The following is a 16,975-nucleotide window of genomic DNA, read 5'->3' on the forward strand; positions in this document are numbered from 1 at the left end:
TGCATTCGCCTAAGAAGGTTTTCAGAAAGCCGCGCATTCTATCATAGTCGACGCACAGGCTAACGCCGCGCACAGAACGCAAACGTTATCGTGGCGAAATTTATTGCGCTGGCGTTAACTGTAAGCATCCTGCCCGCTCTCTCTGGAGATCCCTATGGCCGCTTCATCAGGTAAAAAAACGCAGATCGGCACGCGTGAACTGCATCCGGAAACGCAGATGCTCAACTACGGTTACGATCCGCGCCTGTCAGAAGGTGCGGTGAAGCCGCCGGTGTTTCTGACGTCAACCTTTGTGTTTAACAGCGCCGAAGAGGGCAAAGAATTTTTCGATTTCGTTGCCGGCCGCCAGCAACCGCCGGCGGGCAAAAGCGGTGGGCTGGTCTATTCCCGCTTCAACCACCCTAACAGCGAGATCGTCGAAGATCGGCTGGCCATTTATGAAGGTGCCGAAAGCGCCGCGCTATTCTCTTCCGGCATGTCGGCGATTGCCACCACGCTGCTGACCTTTTCCCGTCCCGGCGAAGTGATCCTGCACTCGCAGCCGCTGTACGGCGGCACCGAAACGCTGCTGAGCAAAACGCTGCACGATCTGGAGATCAAAGCGGTGGGATTCAGCGACGGCACCGACGAAGATAAAGTGTATGAAGCCGCGAAGCTGGCGTGGCAGCGCGGGCGCGTCGCAATGATTCTGATTGAAACACCGGCCAACCCCACCAACAGTCTGGTGGACATCCAACTGATGCGTCAGGTGGCGGAGGTGATTACACAGCAGCAGGGCTCCCGGCCGATTCTCGCCTGCGACAACACCCTGCTCGGCCCGCTGTTTCAGCGTCCGCTGCAGCACGGCGCGGATATCTCGCTCTACTCGCTGACCAAATATGTCGGCGGTCATTCCGATTTGATTGCCGGCGCCGCGCTGGGCAGCCGGGCATTAATCAACAAAGTGCGTTCGCTGCGCAGCGCGATTGGCACCCAGCTCGATCCGCACTCCAGCTGGATGATTGGCCGCTCGCTGGAAACGCTGTCGCTGCGCATGGAGAAAGCCGCCAGCAACGCGGAACAGGTCGCGGCATTTTTACGCGATCACGCGCAGGTGGCGAAACTGCACTGGCTGCCCTATCTCGACGCCAGCAGTCCGGCAGGCGAAACCTGGCAGCGCCAGTGCAGCGGCGCCGGTTCCACCTTCTCCTTTGATATCGAGGGCGGCCAGGCTGCGGCATTCCGCTTTCTCAACGCGCTGACGCTGTTCAAACTGGCGGTGAGCCTCGGCGGCACCGAGTCGCTCGCCAGCCATCCCGCCAGCACCACCCATTCCGGCGTGCCGCAGGAGGTGCGGGAGCGCATCGGCATCACCGACGCGACGGTGCGCCTGTCGATCGGCATCGAACATGCCGATGATTTGATTGAAGATATTCGCCTGGCGCTGGAAGCGGCCGTCAGCTCACCGTAAAGCCCAGCATCATGCCGGTATCTTCATGCTCCAGCAGATGGCAGTGCGCCATATAGGCATTTTCAGTATCGGCGACGTAGTTGAAGCGCACCAGCACTTCACTGCGCCAGCCGTTGACGCTGACCATGTCTTTCCAGCCGGCGCGATGCGCCGCAGGCGGCTTGCCGTTTTCGGACAGAATGCGGAACTGCGTGCCGTGAATGTGGAACGGGTGCAGCATGGCGTCGCCTTCGCCGGAGATGGTCCATTTTTCATATTTGCCCAGCGGCACGGCAAACATGGGCTTTTCCATGTTGAAGGCCTGGCCGTTGATTTTGTTGCCGTTGTGGAAATCATATGCGGCGCTGCTGGCGTGGTTACCCTGATCCATCGCCATATCGCCGTGATCCATGTTGCCATGCTCCATCGCGCCATGGTCCATGTTCATGCTGCCGTGATCCATCGGTTTGCCCGCGCCGTGCTGGCTGCCCATCGCTTTGGCACCGTAGCGCTGCTGCAGCGCCTGCATGCCCTGCTGATCCAGCTGCGAATCCATCATCAGCTGCAGCCAGCGGCTCTGCAGCCCTTCCGTTGCCGGCAGCGGCGGCACATCCACCAGCTGGTCTGGCAGCGTACCGCTGGCCATCACGCGCAGCGGCAGAATCTGCACCAGCGGCAGCGGCTGATCGAACGGCGCCAGCGTCATGCCCATCTGCGTGACCGGCAGCGTTACGATATCGAAGGTTTTGCCGTCTGAAGTATCCACCAGCACTTCAAAGCGCTCGCCCGGCAGCAGCGGCAGGCTCTCCACCTTCACCGGTTCAGCCAGCAGGCCACCGTCGCTCGCCACCACGTACAGCGGACGTTTATCGCTGGCGGCGATGTGCAGCGAGCGCGCGTTGCAGCCATTGAGCAGGCGCAGCCGCAGCCAGCCGCGCGGCACCGCGTGCTGCGGATACGGCACGCCATTGGTCAGCATCAAATCGCCAAACCAGCCCACGGCGGCGCGCATGATATCCAGCTGATAATCGATACGCGTGCCGTCCTGAGTGAGCTGCTTATCCTGGAAAATCAGCGGCACATCATCTTCGCCCCACTGCATCGGCAGCCGCAGCTTGCCGGACGCCTCATCTTCCAGCAGTACCAGCCCTGCCAGCCCCTGCGCCACCTGATAGCCGGTTTTGCCGTGCTGATGCGGATGGAACCAGCAGGTCGCCGCCGGTTGATCGGGGGTAAAACTCACCTGACGCGTGGCGCCGGGCGCAATCAGCGCCTGCGGACCGCCATCCACCGCGCCGGGAATTTCCAGCCCGTGCCAGTGCAGCGTGGTGGCTTCCGGCAGGCGATTATGAATATTGACGGTGACGCTTTTCTCACGCTGCAGGCGCAGCGCCGGGCCGAGCAGGCTACCGTTGTAACCCCAGGTTGGGACGGATTTGCCGTTCCACTGGCTGCTGCCGGTCATGGCGGTCAGCGTGTACTGGCCGTGTGCATCGGGCTCCAGCAGCGACGGGATGGGCAACAGCGGGCGCGTAGCGGCCATCAGCGAGCGGCTCCACAAGGGCAGCGCGCCGGCTGCACTGAGGGCGGCGGTCAGCTTGAGAAAATGACGACGTTGCATATTCATATCCTTATCGTGAATAGGGGCACAGCGTAAACCTTTCCCCTGCGGGAGGGTCAAGCGATGAAAGCGCCCGCCGGGATAAAAAGCGCGCCAGTGGCCCATTTAGCCAAATTTAGCGGAATCCCGGCAATAACTGTGCTAACGTCATTAAATTGTCCCTTGTTGAGAACGATTATGACGAAAAGCATCAAGATCCTGCTGCTGGCGGGACTCCTTGGCTTCTCCTCCACCAGTTTTGCCCTGAGCGAATCCGAAGCAGAAGATCTGGCTGACCTCACCGCGGTGTTTGTCTATCTGAAAAATGATTGCGGCTATCAGGATCTGCCCGACGCGCAGATTCGTAAAGCACTGGTGTTTTTTGCCCAGCAAAACCGCTGGGATCTGAGCAATTACAGCGCTTACAACATGAAATCCCTCGGTGAAGAGAGCTACAAAGATTTGAGCGGTATCGCCATCACCAACGACAAAAAGTGTAAGTCGCTGGCGCGCGATTCCCTCAGCCTGCTTGCCTACGTGAAATAATCCTCCGCCCTGCGCTGCTGTTAACGCCCTGACCGTGCAAGCACGGTCATAATTCGTTATGCTTTTTTCTGGCATTATTGCGCGTTAACAGCATAAGGAGCGCTCCGGCATGGCCGAAAAAGAGACCTGGCATGAGACGCTGCATAGCGGCTTTGGCCAATATTTCAGCGTAGACAATCTGCTTTACCGCGATAAAACCGCGCATCAGGATCTGGTGATCTTTGAGAACGCCGCGTTTGGCCGCGTGATGGCGCTGGACGGCGTGGTGCAAACCACCGAGCGCGATGAGTTTATCTATCACGAAATGATGACGCACGTGCCGATTCTGGCGCACGGCAATGCCCGGCGCGTATTGATTATCGGCGGCGGTGACGGCGCGATGCTGCGCGAGGTCGCCCGGCATCAGCGCGTTGAGCACATCACCATGGTGGAAATTGATGCCGGCGTGGTGAATTTCTGTCAAACCTATCTGCCTAACCACAGCGCCGGCGCTTACGACGATCCGCGTCTGCAGCTGGTGATCGACGATGGCGTTAACTTCGTCAGCCAGACGCAGGAACGGTTTGATGTGATCATCTCCGACTGTACCGATCCAATCGGTCCCGGCGAGAGTCTGTTCACCTCGGCGTTTTATGCCGGCTGCAAACAGGCGCTCAATCCCGGTGGCGTGTTTGTCGCGCAGAACGGCGTCTGCTTCCTGCAGCAGGATGAAGCGGTCAACAGCCACCGCAAACTCAGCCACTATTTCGCTGACGTCAGCTTTTATCAGGCGGCGATTCCGACTTACTACGGCGGCATCATGACCTTCGCCTGGGCGAGCGACGATCCGGCGCTGCGCCAGCCGGACCTTGCGACGCTGCAGTCACGTTTTGCCGCGGCCGGACTGCCCTGCCGTTACTACACGCCACAGCTGCACATCGGCAGCTTTGCCCTGCCGCAATACCTTTTAAACGCGCTCAGCTGATCTCAGGAGGTGAACCCAATTGCAAAAGCTAAAACTACATGGCTTCAATAATCTGACCAAAAGCCTGAGTTTTTGTATCTACGACATTTGCTATGCCAATAGCGAAGCCGAACGTGATGGCTATATCGCCTATATTGATGAGCAATATAACGCCAACCGCCTGACGGAAATCCTCACCGAGACCTGCTCGATTATCGGTGCTAACGTGCTGAATATCGCGCGCCAGGATTATGAGCCGCAGGGTGCCAGCGTGACGATTCTGGTCAGCGAGGAGCCGATCAATCCGCAGGATATCGATAATTCCGAGCATCCCGGCCCGCTGCCCAATTCGGTGGTCGCGCACCTCGACAAGAGTCACATCTGCGTGCACACCTATCCGGAAAGTCACCCGGAAGGCGGTTTATGTACCTTCCGCGCCGACATTGAAGTCTCGACCTGCGGCGTGATTTCGCCCCTGAAGGCGCTGAATTATCTCATCCACCAGCTGGAGTCGGATATCGTGACCGTGGATTACCGCGTGCGCGGCTTCACCCGCGACGTCAATGGCGTGAAGCATTTCATCGACCATGAGATCAATTCCATTCAGAACTTCATGTCCGAGGATATGAAAGCGATGTACGACATGGTGGACGTTAACGTTTTTCAGGAAAACATCTTTCATACCAAGATGTTGCTGAAGGAATTTGATCTGAAGTATTACCTGTTCAACACCAAACCTGAAGAGCTGAGCCCGCAGGAGCACAAGCGCATTACCAATCTGCTGTGGAAGGAGATGCGTGAGATTTATTACGGGCGCAATATTCCGGCGACGGGATTGAAGTTGTTATAACTCAGCGCCAGCAGTGGGTGAAGGCTGCGCCGCGGTAGCGCAGCGCACGGCATTCACCCGCTGATGCGGGCGGCACATTTACGCGGTCAGCTGCAGGCCAATGCCGCGCTCGCGCAAATCACGGCATACCGCTTCATCAAGGCGGGAATCTGTCACCACATCGGTCAGGCTATCAATCGGTGCCGCGCAGTACAGCGACCATGAGCCATATTTACTGCTGTCGGCCAGCAGAATGCGCCGGCGCGCGTTGGCCAGCAGATCCATCTTCAGCCCGGCTTTGTCTTCCGTCGGCGTGGTAATACCGCGCTCAATGCTCCATGAGTTACAGCTGACAAACGCAATGTCCGGATTGATACTGCGCAGCAGGCGCCGGCCGTGCTCACCAATGCACGACTGGCTGGAGTCGTCGATGCGGCCGCCGATGATGGTGGTCTCAATCTGTTTAAACTCCGACAAAAACAACGCAATGTGCAGATCGGCGGTGATCACCCGCAGCTGCAAATGGGTCAGCTGTCGTGCCAGTTCCAGCATGGTGGTGCCGGCATCCAGCACCACCGCATCGCCGGACTGCACATAGCTGGCGGCGAACTGGGCGATGGCCTGCTTCTCCGCCAGGTTACGCTGCATCTTCTCCAGCGTGGTCGGCTGCGTCGGGATAAAGCGGTTCAGCGTGACGCCGCCGTGGCTGCGGCTAATCACCCCTTCCTTGTCCAGCTTAATCAGATCGCGGCGAATGGTGGCTGGCGAAGCAGAAATGGCGCTCACCAGCTGTTCAACAGTGACCAGATTATGACTTTTGAGATAGTCCATAATCTGGTCGAGACGGCTTTGTCCCTTCATATTTCCCTATGCAAGCTGCATCGCGAGTTTTATCGAGATCGCCATGCTCGCAGAGTTCGCTTTACCTGTCCAGGCGATATCAAATGCCGTGCCGTGGTCGGCGGAAGTGCGGATAAACGGCAGTCCCGCCGTGATGTTGACGCCATCGTAAAAGCCAAGCAGTTTCAACGGGATATGTCCCTGATCGTGGTACATCGCCACCACCATATCGTACTGCCCCTGCTGGCACTGTAAAAACACCGTATCCGGCGGGCACGGGCCATGGACATCAATGCCCTGCTGCTTCATTGCCTGGATCGCTGGCGTCACCGTGGTGATCTCTTCATCCCCAAACAGGCCATTCTCGCCCGCGTGCGGATTGACCCCGGCGACGGCGATGCGCGGTTGGTCATAGCCCACGCGGCGCAGGAAGCTGTCAGCCATGCCGATCACCGTCTGAATACGTTCGCCGTTCAGCGTGTCGAGGAACTTACGCAGCGCGATGTGCGTGGTCACGTGGATCACTTTCAGATGGTCGGTATACAGCACCATGGCGTAATTTTTGGTTTGGGTCAGCTGTGCCAGCAGTTCAGTGTGACCGGGATAAAGGTGGCCCGCCGCGTGCAGCGCCTCTTTGTTCAGCGGGGCGGTGGCAATCGCCTGCACGTCGCCCGCCAGCGCCAGTTCGGTGGCGCGCTTCACGCAGCGCCAGGCCAGATCGCCGGCCTGCTTCTGTACCTTGCCCGGCTGCAGCGCGTCAGGATCGGCCAGCGGCTCATCGATGACGTTAATGATGCCCGGTGCGAAATGCGCATCCTGCACGCTGTCCAGCACGCGCAGATCGGCCTGCGGCGTAATGTTCAGCGCCAGCACCCGACGCAGCGTCGCGGCACAGCCGACCACCACCGCCGGAATGCCCGCCAGCTCCCCTTCCGCCAGCGCTTTAATGATGATTTCCGGGCTGATGCCCGCCGGATCGCCCATGGTCACCGCAATAGTGTTATTCACTCGACTTCTCCTCAATAAAACGAATGGCTTCTGCCAGGGTGTTTTCATCACCAAAGCCACCCGCTTTGGTCATCACCGACAGGTGTAATTCACTGTTAAGCAGAACCCCGTGCGGCACACAGCCCGCCACCTGGCCCTGAATCTGAAAGCCGCTGGCCCCGAATGCCTGCGCCACTGCGATGGCCACGTCACCGCCGGAAAGAAACAGGCCGGCAGGCTGAATGTGTGCGCAGACGGCGCGCGTCAGCTGCGCCAGAAACTGGCAGATGCGCTCGCCGAGCTGCTGGCGCGTAATCTGCTGCTGCTGACACAGCTGCGCAATCGCGTGGCGCTGATCAGCCTGTTGCGTGGTGCGCACCACACAGTGCACGCCCTCGCGCAGCGCCTGGACCATCGCCTGCTGCCAGGCCGCCGCCTGCGGCCATGCCGGTGTGGCAAACAGCTGGCAAATATCAATATCAATCAAGCAGATGTCACGCTGGCTGGCGAGCCGGGCGATTTGCTGCTGCGCCATGGCGCTCATCGAACCGACTATCGCCAGCACCGGGCGAGAGGGTCGCGCAGCAAGATGCGCACCCAGCGCATCGCTTAACCCGGACGCGCCGACCAGCAGCGGACGTTCCGGCAGCGTCGCGGCAGCCGCGATAATGGCGTCGATATCCGCCTGCTGTTCCGCGTCCAGTACCAGCAGGCCCTGACTGGTCGTCAGCCGTGCGGCCAGCGTGCCGCTGCGTACCGTGGCAAGATCGATCTGCTCGCCCGGCAGGTCGCATTGCATCTGCAGCCGCGTCAGCACGTTACTGCTGGTCACCGGGGTTTTAGGATCGCTGGCAAATTCGGTATCAGTCAGGCGCTGTTGATGGATCCACACTTCCCCGCCGCGCGTGATGCGGCCCAGCTTAGGCACCGCCGGCACCACCAGCGCCAGCCGTTTCGCGCTGACCTGCAGCGCGGCAGCCACCTCAGCGCCTGGATTGCCGCGCAGCGTTGAGTCAATCTTCTTAAACAGCCAGTCGTGTTGCGCTATCTGCTGATGCGGCTGAATGGCGGCATGCGTGCGGCTGGCGGCTTCCGCTGCGCTGACCGCGCGGCTATCGGTGCTGATCACCAGCACATCCGCAGCGCCGGCCTCCGGGGGTGTCAGGTTATTGAACAGCACGTGGACGCGCGCGCCGGCCAGCGCGAAGCCGCTGCCTGCGTCGTTGGCGCCGGTAAAATCGTCGGCAATCACCAGAACGGGCGTTTTCCATGGCGATGAAGTCATTCTCTCTCCTGTCACGGCCCCTTGCCGTGCTGCATTTGATTATATTCAATCATGATTGATTATATGTGAGCAAGATCAAATTAATTGAAATCGATATCGCCTATAAATTTAGCCTCAGAAAGGGATACACCCCGCACAGCATTGAGCAAACCTAATCATAATGTGCAAAACCGTTATAAGGGCATGACATGAATATCAACAGCACCGTGATCAGTGGCTATCAGGCTCTGAACGATCTCAGCTATTTACTGCAGGATAAGCAGAAGGCGTTGCTGGTCACTGACAAAAACATTCTGGGCATTCCGGCGGTGCAGGCGCTTATCGCCCGGCTGCAGCAGCAGATCGCCAGCCTGAGCCTGGTTGATACGGTGCCGCCCGAGCCGAGCCAGCATGATGTGGCGGCGATTGTTGCGGCGCTGCCGCACGGCGACGTCGATCTGGTGATAGGCATTGGCGGCGGCAGCGTGCTGGATGTGGCGAAGCTGCTGTCCGTGTTGTGCGTGGCCGATGCGCCAACCCTGACGGCGCTGCTGGCCGATGAGAAGCCGCACACGCGTACCGCTTCTTTACTGATCCCGACCACGGCCGGCACCGGCTCGGAAGCCACGCCCAATGCCATCCTTGCCATTCCGGAGAAGGAGACCAAGGTCGGTATTATTTCGCCGGTGATGCTGCCGGACTACGTGGCGCTGATTCCGGAACTGACCACCAGCATGCCGGCGCACATCGCCTCGTCGACCGGGATTGATGCGCTGTGCCACCTGATTGAGTGCTTTACCGCCACCGTGGCCAATCCGGTGAGTGATAACTATGCGCTGATCGGCATGAAAAAGCTGTTCGCCAGCCTCGAAAAGACCCTTGCCGAACCGGACAACCTGGAAGCACGGCTGAATATGTTGTGGGCGTCCTACTACGGCGGAGCGGCGATCGCCCATGCCGGGACACACCTGGTGCACGCCATGTCGTATCCGCTGGGCGGCAAGTATCATCTGCCGCACGGCGTGGCCAACGCCATTCTGCTGGCGCCGTGCATGCAGTTTGTGCGTCCGGCGGCGGTGAGCAAGTTCGCGCAGGCCTACGATCTGCTGCCGGATGCCGATAGCGCACTGGATGAAGAGGCCAAATCGCACGCACTGGTGGCCTATTTCGCCGCGCTGGTGCAGCGCCTTAAACTGCCGGCCAGCCTGGAAGCGCTGGGTATCGGGCCGGATCATCTGCCGTATCTGGTCGAAGCCGCGCTGGATGTGCAGCGCCTGATGAAGAATGTACCGATGAAAGTCAGCGCCGACGATGTGCGCAACGTCTACCTGACGCTGTTTCCGGCGTTAAATCACTCAGCATGAGCGGGGAAATCATGAGCAACACCATTCAGGGCGTACTGACCGCCATCGTCACCACTTTTGATCGCGACGGAGCCTACAATCCTGCCGCGCAGCGTGAACAGATTCGGCGTCAGCTGAGCGCCGGTAACGGTATTTTCTGCGGCGGCACCAACGGGGAATTTTTCGTGCTGAACGAGCAGGAGAAGCTGGCGGTGACCGAGACCTGCGTCGACGAAGTAAACGGCAGCGCACCGGTGGTGGCGCACATTGGCGAGATCTCGACGCGTGACACTATACGGCTGGGCAGGCAGGTGGCAAAGCTGGGCGTGGATGCCGTCTCGGTGATCACCCCTTACTTTGTCCCGCTTAAACAGGAAGAGCTGATTGATCACTACCGTGCCGTGGCCGACGCTATCGACGTCCCGCTGTTTCTCTACAACATTCCGGCGCGCACCGGTAATACGCTGCTGCCGGAAACCGTGCGCACGCTGGCAGCGCATCCCAACATCATTGGCATCAAAGACAGCGCCGGCAGCTACGAAAGCCTGAGCGGCTTTCTGCAGGCAGCGGCAGGTATTGCGCATTTCAACGTGCTGAACGGGCCGGATTCACTGATTCATCAGGGCTTCGTCGATGGCTGTTCCGCCTGTATTTCCGGGCTGGCTAACGTGGCGCCGAAAGAGATTAACGCCATCTGGGCGCGCTTCCATGCCGGTGACATCGCCGGATCGCGCGCCGCTCAGGAGAACGTCACCGGCCTGCGTACCGATCTCTACAGCATTGGTTTTTCCCCGGCGGCGGTGAAAAAAGCCGTGGCGCTGCTCGGCTATGAGGTCGGCGACAGCCGCTATGCGGTGCGCTTCTCTGCCGCAGAGGAGCAGAAAATCCGCCAGATCGTGAATCAGTATTTGCAGTAAAGCCAGTAAATTCAAAGCACTTACCGCACGTAGCTGTGGTAGCGGCGCGATTCATCGCGCAACATAGGCGCCGCTTCCCCCTGCCGCCATCAGGCTTATGGTTAATCTGACGGTGGCGGGTCGGATTCAGGCAGCGATGGCTGCTGTTATTAACACCGGGACGCATTTGCTATGAAAGTCATCTGTACTTCACCTTCGTTCGCCCGCTACGACGCCGCGCCGATCGACACACTGCGCCGGCAGGGCTTTGAGCTGATTACGCTGCCCGCCGACGCGCCGCTCAGCGCGCTGGCGCCGCATCTCGCCGACACCGTCGCCCTGATCGTGGCCTTTACCGAGGTCAACGATGCGCTGCTGTCGCTGGCACCGCAGCTGAAAATTGTCTGCAAGCACGGCGTGGGCGTCGATAACATCGACCTCGACGCAACCCGTGCGCGCGGTATTTACGTGACGAACGTGCCGGACGCGAACAAACACGCGGTTGCCGATTTCGCCTTTGCGCTGATTCTCAATAGCGCGCGCCAGATCACCACCGCCGCAATAGAGACCCGCGCCGGCCACTGGCCGCGCATTTTTGCCACCGACGTCTACGGCAAAACGCTCGGCATCATCGGCCTGGGCAATATCGGTAAGCAGGTGGCACTGCGCGCTAAAGGCTTCAATATGCGCATCCTCGCCTTCGATTTTTATCCCGATGACGCCTTCGCCGCCGAACACGGCGTGACGTTTGTCAGCCTCGATCAGCTGACGGAGCACAGCGACTTCATCACCTTACATATGCCGCTCACGGACCAGACACAAAACCTGTTCGACGCTGCGCGCCTGAAGCGCATGAAGAAGAGCGCGTTTCTCATCAACGCGTCACGCGGTGGCGTGGTGAATGAGCAGGATCTCTACCAGGCGTTGCAGGATAACGTGATTGCCGGTGCGGCGGCGGATGTCTTTGTGCAGGAACCGCTGGCGCAGCATCCGCTGTTCACCCTGAGCAACTTTATCCCCACGGCGCACCTTGCCGGATATACCGACGGTGCTATCAGCGCCATCGGCGAACGCTGCGTGACGCAGATTGTGCAGTGTATAAAACAGGGCGAACGCCCGATGAATGTCATGAACGGGCTGGCCTGACGCCGCCCTCCTCTGTCACCCTTTTCGCGTGGATAATGATTATGACCAACACCGCACGCTCAACACGCATCAGATGGTGGATCGCCGGCCTGATGTGGCTGGCCATTGCCATTAACTATATTGATCGTACCGTACTCTCTGCCGCCGCACCGCACCTGATTACCGAGCTCGACATCAATCCAGAGATGATGGGCTTTATCATGGCGGCATTTTTCTGGTCCTACGCGCTGTTGCAGATCCCGGCAGGCTGGTTTGCCGACCGCTTCGGCCAGAAAAAAGGCCTCGGCATCGCTGTCGGCTGGTGGTCGATCGCCACCATGGCGATGGGGCTCGCCACCGGCTTTAAATCGCTGCTGGCGCTGCGTCTGGCGCTCGGCGTGGGTGAAGCAGCGGCTTATCCCAGCAACGCCGGTATTACCGCGCGCTGGTTCCCGGATCGCGAGCGCGCCACCGTCTCCGGCCTGTTCGACAGCGCATCAAAATTTGGCGGGGCCGTCGCCATGCCGCTGATCGTCTTTATGATCGCGCTGTTCGACTGGCGTCTGACCTTTCTGGCGATTGGTGCCGTCGGGCTGATCTGGGTCATCGCCTGGTACTTCATTTATGCCGAGAACCCGGAAGACCACAAAGCGATCAGCACCGATGAAGTGCGCCTGATCCGCGATGGCCAGGCGCAGAAGCACGGCGATAAGAACGTGCGGCCGATGAAGTGGTACAAGCTGCTGCGCTACCGCAACATCTGGGCGATGTGTATTGGCTTCTTCACCATCAATTACACTTCCTACTTCTTTATCACCTGGCTGCCAACCTACCTGGTGAAAGACAAAGGGATGGATTTCCTGAAAATGGGCATGGTGGCGGCGCTGCCGCTGATCTGCGGTATGGTGATTGAGGTGCTGGCGGGCTGGGCGTCGGACCGTATGGTGCACAAAAAAGTGCTGTCGCTGACCGCCACGCGCAAGCTGTTTCTGACGATTGGCCTGCTGATGGCGCTGTGCATCGGGTTCGCGCCGTTCACCGATTCCGTGTTCATGACGGTACTGCTGCTATGTATTGCTAAGTCCGGCACCACCGTCGCGGCCTCTCAGGTGTGGGCGCTGCCGGGCGATGTTGCGCCCACCAACAGCGTGTCAATTGTTGCCGGGCTGCAGAATACCGTCTCCAATATGGGCGGCGCGGTCGGACCAATCATTACCGGCGCTATCGTCGGTGCCACCGGCCACTTTACCTGGGCGCTGGTGTTCTCGGCGGTGCTGGTAGTGATCGGAATCCTTAACTACCTGTTCCTGCTCGGCAAGGTCGAACCGATTGTGGATGAGGAACCTTTATCCCACGCCCGTTCCGCCATTAACGGCGTGTAACCTGCGCAACGACAGTGGCGCCCCGGCTGCGGGCGCCCGTTAACGGCCGGCCATAAACCGGCGATAAGCAGCAATCACCGCGAGAAAATCCTCCACGCCGCAGAACGACAGGCTCTCCTCATCGTAATAAGTCATGCCCTCTTCCAGGCCGTCATCCTCTAACGCCAGCTGATTGGCGCGGATCATCACCTCTTCTTCATCCAGCCACAGCGTATATTCGTGCCCGACGCGCTGCCACTGCTGCTGCGTGCCTTTGACTGTACGCACCGCGGCTTCGACTTCATCCAGCAGCGCAAAGTTCTCTTTCACCTCTTCATTGAACCAGTGCCCCACCGCTTCGTGGTCCATCGACATGCGTACCCGGACCTGACCGGTCACGTCACGCAGAAATTCATATTCCATGTTGGCCTCATACCTGTGGCGCGCCAGACGGCACGCTTTCGTGCATTTTGTGCGCAGCGCGCGCAAGAAAGTGGGATCGCGCTCGCATTATGCCTGGAGACGGCGAGGGAAAAAAGCGCATAAAAAAAGGGACGATGCGCTCGTCCCTTTTTCACTGGCAGGCGTATTTTACACCGCGGTCTGGAAAATCACTCCATCCGCTTTTTCGGTGTACTGGCCCAGCTGATCGAAGTTCAGGTAGCGGTAGGTGTCGGCAGCGGTTTTATCCACCTGCACCATAAACTGCTGATACTCGTCCGGCGTAGGCAGTTTACCCAGCAGGGAAGCGACCGCGGCCAGCTCGGCTGATGCCAGGAACACATTGGCACCGGTACCCAGACGGTTCGGGAAGTTACGGGTCGAGGTGGAAACCACCGTCGCGCCGTCTTTCACGCGCGCCTGGTTACCCATGCACAGTGAACAGCCCGGAATCTCGATACGCGCACCGCTCTTACCAAAGACGCTGTAGTAGCCCTCTTCTGTCAGCTGCGCGGCATCCATCTTGGTTGGCGGCGCTACCCACAGGCGGGTTGGCAGCTGGCCTTTGTGTGCGTCCAGCAGTTTACCTGCCGCACGGAAGTGACCGATGTTGGTCATGCACGAACCGATGAACACTTCGTCGATCTTCTCGCCCTGCACGTCAGACAGCCAGCGCGCGTCGTCCGGATCGTTCGGCGCACACAGGATTGGCTCTTTGATTTCCGCCAGATCGATTTCGATTACCGCTGCGTATTCCGCATCGGCATCGGCTTCCAGCAGTTGCGGATCGGCCAGCCATTTTTCCATGCCCTGAATACGGCGCTCCAGCGTACGACGGTCGCCGTAGCCTTCGGAGATCATCCACTTCAGCAGTACGATGTTGGAGTTCAGATACTCGATGATCGGCTCTTTATCCAGCTTGATGGTACAACCCGCCGCAGAACGCTCGGCCGAGGCATCGGTCAGCTCAAATGCCTGCTCAACTTTCAGCTTCGGCAGACCTTCGATTTCCAGCACGCGACCGGAGAAGATGTTTTTCTTGCCTTTCTTCTCAACGGTCAGCAGACCCTGCTTGATGGCGTACAGCGGAATCGCATGCACCAGATCGCGCAGCGTGATGCCCGGCTGCATTTCGCCTTTGAAGCGCACCAGCACTGACTCCGGCATATCCAGAGGCATTACGCCCGTCGCTGCGGCAAACGCCACCAGACCAGAACCGGCCGGGAACGAGATGCCAATCGGGAAGCGGGTGTGTGAGTCACCGCCGGTGCCGACGGTATCCGGCAGCAGCATACGGTTCAGCCAGCTGTGAATCACGCCATCGCCCGGACGCAGCGAAACACCGCCACGGTTCATGATGAAGTCCGGCAGCGTGTGGTGTGTAGTGACATCGACCGGCTTCGGATAAGCGGCGGTGTGACAGAAGGACTGCATCACCAGATCGGAGGAGAAGCCCAGACACGCCAGATCTTTCAGTTCATCACGGGTCATTGGACCGGTGGTGTCCTGAGAGCCGACCGAGGTCATTTTCGGTTCACAGTAGGCACCAGGACGAATCCCTGCCACGCCGCAGGCACGGCCCACCATTTTCTGCGCCAGCGAGTAACCACGGTTGCTTTCGGCCACATCTTTGGCTTTGGTGAACACATCGCTGTGCGGCAGACCCAGCGACTCACGCGCTTTGGTGGTCAGGCCGCGACCGATAATCAGTGGAATACGGCCACCGGCGCGCACTTCATCCAGCAGCACGTCAGTTTTCAGCGCAAAGGTCGCCAGCAGTTCATTGGTCTCGTGATTGCGTACTTCACCCTTGTAAGGGTAAACGTCAATCACATCGCCCATGTTCAGGCGCTCAACGTCGAGTTCGATCGGCAGCGCGCCGGCATCTTCCATGGTGTTGAAGAAGATCGGCGCGATTTTACCGCCGAGGCACAGACCGCCGCCTTTTTTGTTCGGCACATACGGAATGTCGTCACCCATGAACCACAGCACTGAGTTGGTCGCGGACTTACGTGAAGAACCGGTACCAACCACGTCACCGACGTAGGTCAGCGGGAAGCCTTTCTGCTGCAAAGCTTCAATCTGTTTGATCGGGCCAACGTTGCCAACATCGTCGGGTTCGATGCCGTCACGTGGGTTTTTCAGCATCGCCAGCGCGTGCAGTGGAATATCCGGACGTGACCATGCATCCGGCGCCGGAGAGAGGTCGTCGGTGTTGGTTTCGCCGGTCACTTTGAACACGGTGGTGGTGATTTTTTCTGCCAGCTTAGGACGCTTGAGGAACCATTCTGCATCAGCCCAGGACTGGAGGATTTTCTTCGCGTGGGGATTACCCGCTTTGGCTTTCTCTTCGACGTCGTAGAAGTTATCGAACATCAGCAGCGTGTGGGACAGTGCTTCAGCGGCAATCGGTGCCAGGGCCTCATCGTCAAGCGCCTCGATCAGCGCATGGATGTTGTAGCCGCCCTGCATGGTGCCCAGCAGTTCGACTGCTTTTTCACGAGTGACCAGAGGAGAGTGGGCTTCGCCCTTTGCGATAGCTGCCAGGAATCCGGCTTTTACATACGCCGCTTCATCAACACCCGGCGGGACACGGTTGACCAGCAGGTCAGTCAGGAATTCTTCTTCACCCGCTGGCGGGTTTTTCAGCAGTTCAACCAGCGCGGCCATCTGGGAAGCATCTAACGGCTTAGGTACGATTCCCTGGGCAGCACGCTCGGCAACGTGCTTACGGTATTCTTCTAGCACGACGTTCTCCTCGCTCTCATTGTATAGCTTTCCGGTGCACCTGTTGATGCTGTCAAACAGTAGGGTGAGGTGCCCGGTTCTGCGTCGGCCAGCATAGCAGGATTTCGGCTGATTGTTAATCCGTTTACAAAAAAGCAACATCCGCGCGTTATTTAGCAGATTTGTCTGCGCTTTGCGCCAGGAGAGACGCCAGAATGGCCGTGACAGCAGCTGTTCGCGCCTGTGCCGGTAGCCAGTGGAGCCAGGTTTTAGCGCGTAATTTGTTGCATCCGGCCTTCACGCAGCGAATCCATAACCTGCAATCCCCTTTCAGGCCGGTTCATTCACTTTTGGTTATGTGCTGATGCGCTTGCACTAAACGGATACCCTTCAGCTTCCAACACACGTTTCCCTGAGGAAAAATTAATACTACATCACCTGATAAATATTGAACGTGATGCCTTGCGCGCATTTAATTAATTATCAACGCAGTGCATGGTTAAATTAAACTTTAAATTTAGTTATTCAATTAAAACACATCCTTAAAAAAATAACTGCGATTTAAAAAAGAGATAAAAAATAAAAGAGGAAATGATAAATAAATAGCGTAGACTGCCTGCGGGCGCTTGAGGCTATCTGCCTTA

General features: G+C 58.7%; 14 protein-coding genes. 8 read left to right on the plus strand and 6 right to left on the minus strand.

All coding sequences use genetic code 11. From position 1 onward, the window contains the following. Positions 1-154: 154 nt before the first annotated feature. Positions 155-1,450: a cystathionine gamma-synthase family protein gene (locus C1N60_RS16340; protein ID WP_394521095.1), complete on the plus strand. Its 1,296-nt coding sequence runs from the start codon at positions 155-157 to the stop codon at positions 1,448-1,450. Here the strand turns inward: C1N60_RS16340 and cueO are convergent. After that, positions 1,437-3,050, minus strand: coding sequence for a multicopper oxidase CueO (cueO, locus tag C1N60_RS16345; protein ID WP_394521096.1), 1,614 nt, complete (start codon positions 3,048-3,050; stop codon positions 1,437-1,439). The genes C1N60_RS16340 and cueO overlap by 14 nt on opposite strands. 177 nt (positions 3,051-3,227) lie before the next feature. Between cueO and C1N60_RS16350 the strand changes: the two genes are divergently transcribed. The 3 genes from C1N60_RS16350 to speD all read left to right on the plus strand — a co-directional run bounded on the left by C1N60_RS16350 (position 3,228) and on the right by speD (position 5,368). Next, the gene (locus C1N60_RS16350) at positions 3,228-3,575 is read left to right on the plus strand and encodes a YacC family pilotin-like protein (RefSeq protein WP_021507525.1); all 348 of its coding nucleotides are present in this window, start codon (positions 3,228-3,230) and stop codon (positions 3,573-3,575) included. A gap of 109 nt (positions 3,576-3,684) precedes the next feature. Next, the gene (gene speE, locus C1N60_RS16355; RefSeq protein WP_394521097.1) at positions 3,685-4,539 is read left to right on the plus strand and encodes a polyamine aminopropyltransferase; all 855 of its coding nucleotides are present in this window, start codon (positions 3,685-3,687) and stop codon (positions 4,537-4,539) included. Between the two features lie 19 nt (positions 4,540-4,558). After that, positions 4,559-5,368, plus strand: coding sequence for an adenosylmethionine decarboxylase (speD, locus tag C1N60_RS16360; RefSeq protein WP_394521098.1), 810 nt, complete (start codon positions 4,559-4,561; stop codon positions 5,366-5,368). 78 nt (positions 5,369-5,446) lie between these two features. Here speD and C1N60_RS16365 read toward each other — a convergent pair whose 3' ends face one another. From C1N60_RS16365 to C1N60_RS16375, 3 genes are read right to left on the minus strand one after another with little or no spacing between them, the layout of a single operon-like run. Further along, complete coding sequence (locus C1N60_RS16365; protein WP_022547144.1) at positions 5,447-6,208, minus strand: DeoR/GlpR family DNA-binding transcription regulator; 762 nt, start codon at positions 6,206-6,208, stop codon at positions 5,447-5,449. Between the two features lie 6 nt (positions 6,209-6,214). Continuing rightward, complete coding sequence (locus C1N60_RS16370; RefSeq protein WP_394521099.1) at positions 6,215-7,243, minus strand: D-threonate 4-phosphate dehydrogenase; 1,029 nt, start codon at positions 7,241-7,243, stop codon at positions 6,215-6,217. After that, a complete protein-coding gene (locus C1N60_RS16375) occupies positions 7,188-8,459 on the minus strand; it encodes a D-threonate kinase (protein WP_394521100.1) in 1,272 nt (423 codons plus the stop codon). The genes C1N60_RS16370 and C1N60_RS16375 overlap by 56 nt, the downstream gene beginning before the upstream one ends. Before the next feature lie 188 nt (positions 8,460-8,647). Here C1N60_RS16375 and C1N60_RS16380 point away from each other — a divergent pair, with 188 nt between their 5' ends. The 4 genes from C1N60_RS16380 (at position 8,648) to C1N60_RS16395 (ending at position 13,184) form a co-directional block, all read left to right on the plus strand. Next, positions 8,648-9,802 (plus strand): iron-containing alcohol dehydrogenase, encoded by a 1,155-nt coding sequence (locus C1N60_RS16380; RefSeq protein WP_262264616.1) that lies wholly within the window; start codon positions 8,648-8,650, stop codon positions 9,800-9,802. A gap of 11 nt (positions 9,803-9,813) precedes the next feature. Continuing rightward, a complete protein-coding gene (locus C1N60_RS16385; RefSeq protein ID WP_394521101.1) occupies positions 9,814-10,698 on the plus strand; it encodes a dihydrodipicolinate synthase family protein in 885 nt (294 codons plus the stop codon). Between the two features lie 171 nt (positions 10,699-10,869). Further along, positions 10,870-11,823 carry a phosphoglycerate dehydrogenase gene (locus C1N60_RS16390; protein ID WP_141496258.1) on the plus strand — a complete coding sequence of 318 codons (954 nt, stop codon included), beginning with the start codon at positions 10,870-10,872 and terminating at the stop codon, positions 11,821-11,823. Positions 11,824-11,864: 41 nt separating this feature from the next. Then, on the plus strand, positions 11,865-13,184 hold the full coding sequence (locus C1N60_RS16395; protein WP_058780450.1) for an MFS transporter: 1,320 nt from the start codon (positions 11,865-11,867) through the stop codon (positions 13,182-13,184). 39 nt (positions 13,185-13,223) lie between these two features. On the opposite strand, the gene yacL is transcribed toward C1N60_RS16395, so the two are convergent. Further along, on the minus strand, positions 13,224-13,586 hold the full coding sequence (gene yacL, locus C1N60_RS16400; RefSeq protein ID WP_058774816.1) for a protein YacL: 363 nt from the start codon (positions 13,584-13,586) through the stop codon (positions 13,224-13,226). Between the two features lie 168 nt (positions 13,587-13,754). After that, positions 13,755-16,352 carry a bifunctional aconitate hydratase 2/2-methylisocitrate dehydratase gene (acnB, locus tag C1N60_RS16405; protein WP_088516643.1) on the minus strand — a complete coding sequence of 866 codons (2,598 nt, stop codon included), beginning with the start codon at positions 16,350-16,352 and terminating at the stop codon, positions 13,755-13,757. Positions 16,353-16,975 lie beyond the last annotated feature (623 nt).

Source organism: Pantoea sp. SGAir0184, assembly GCF_043544755.1.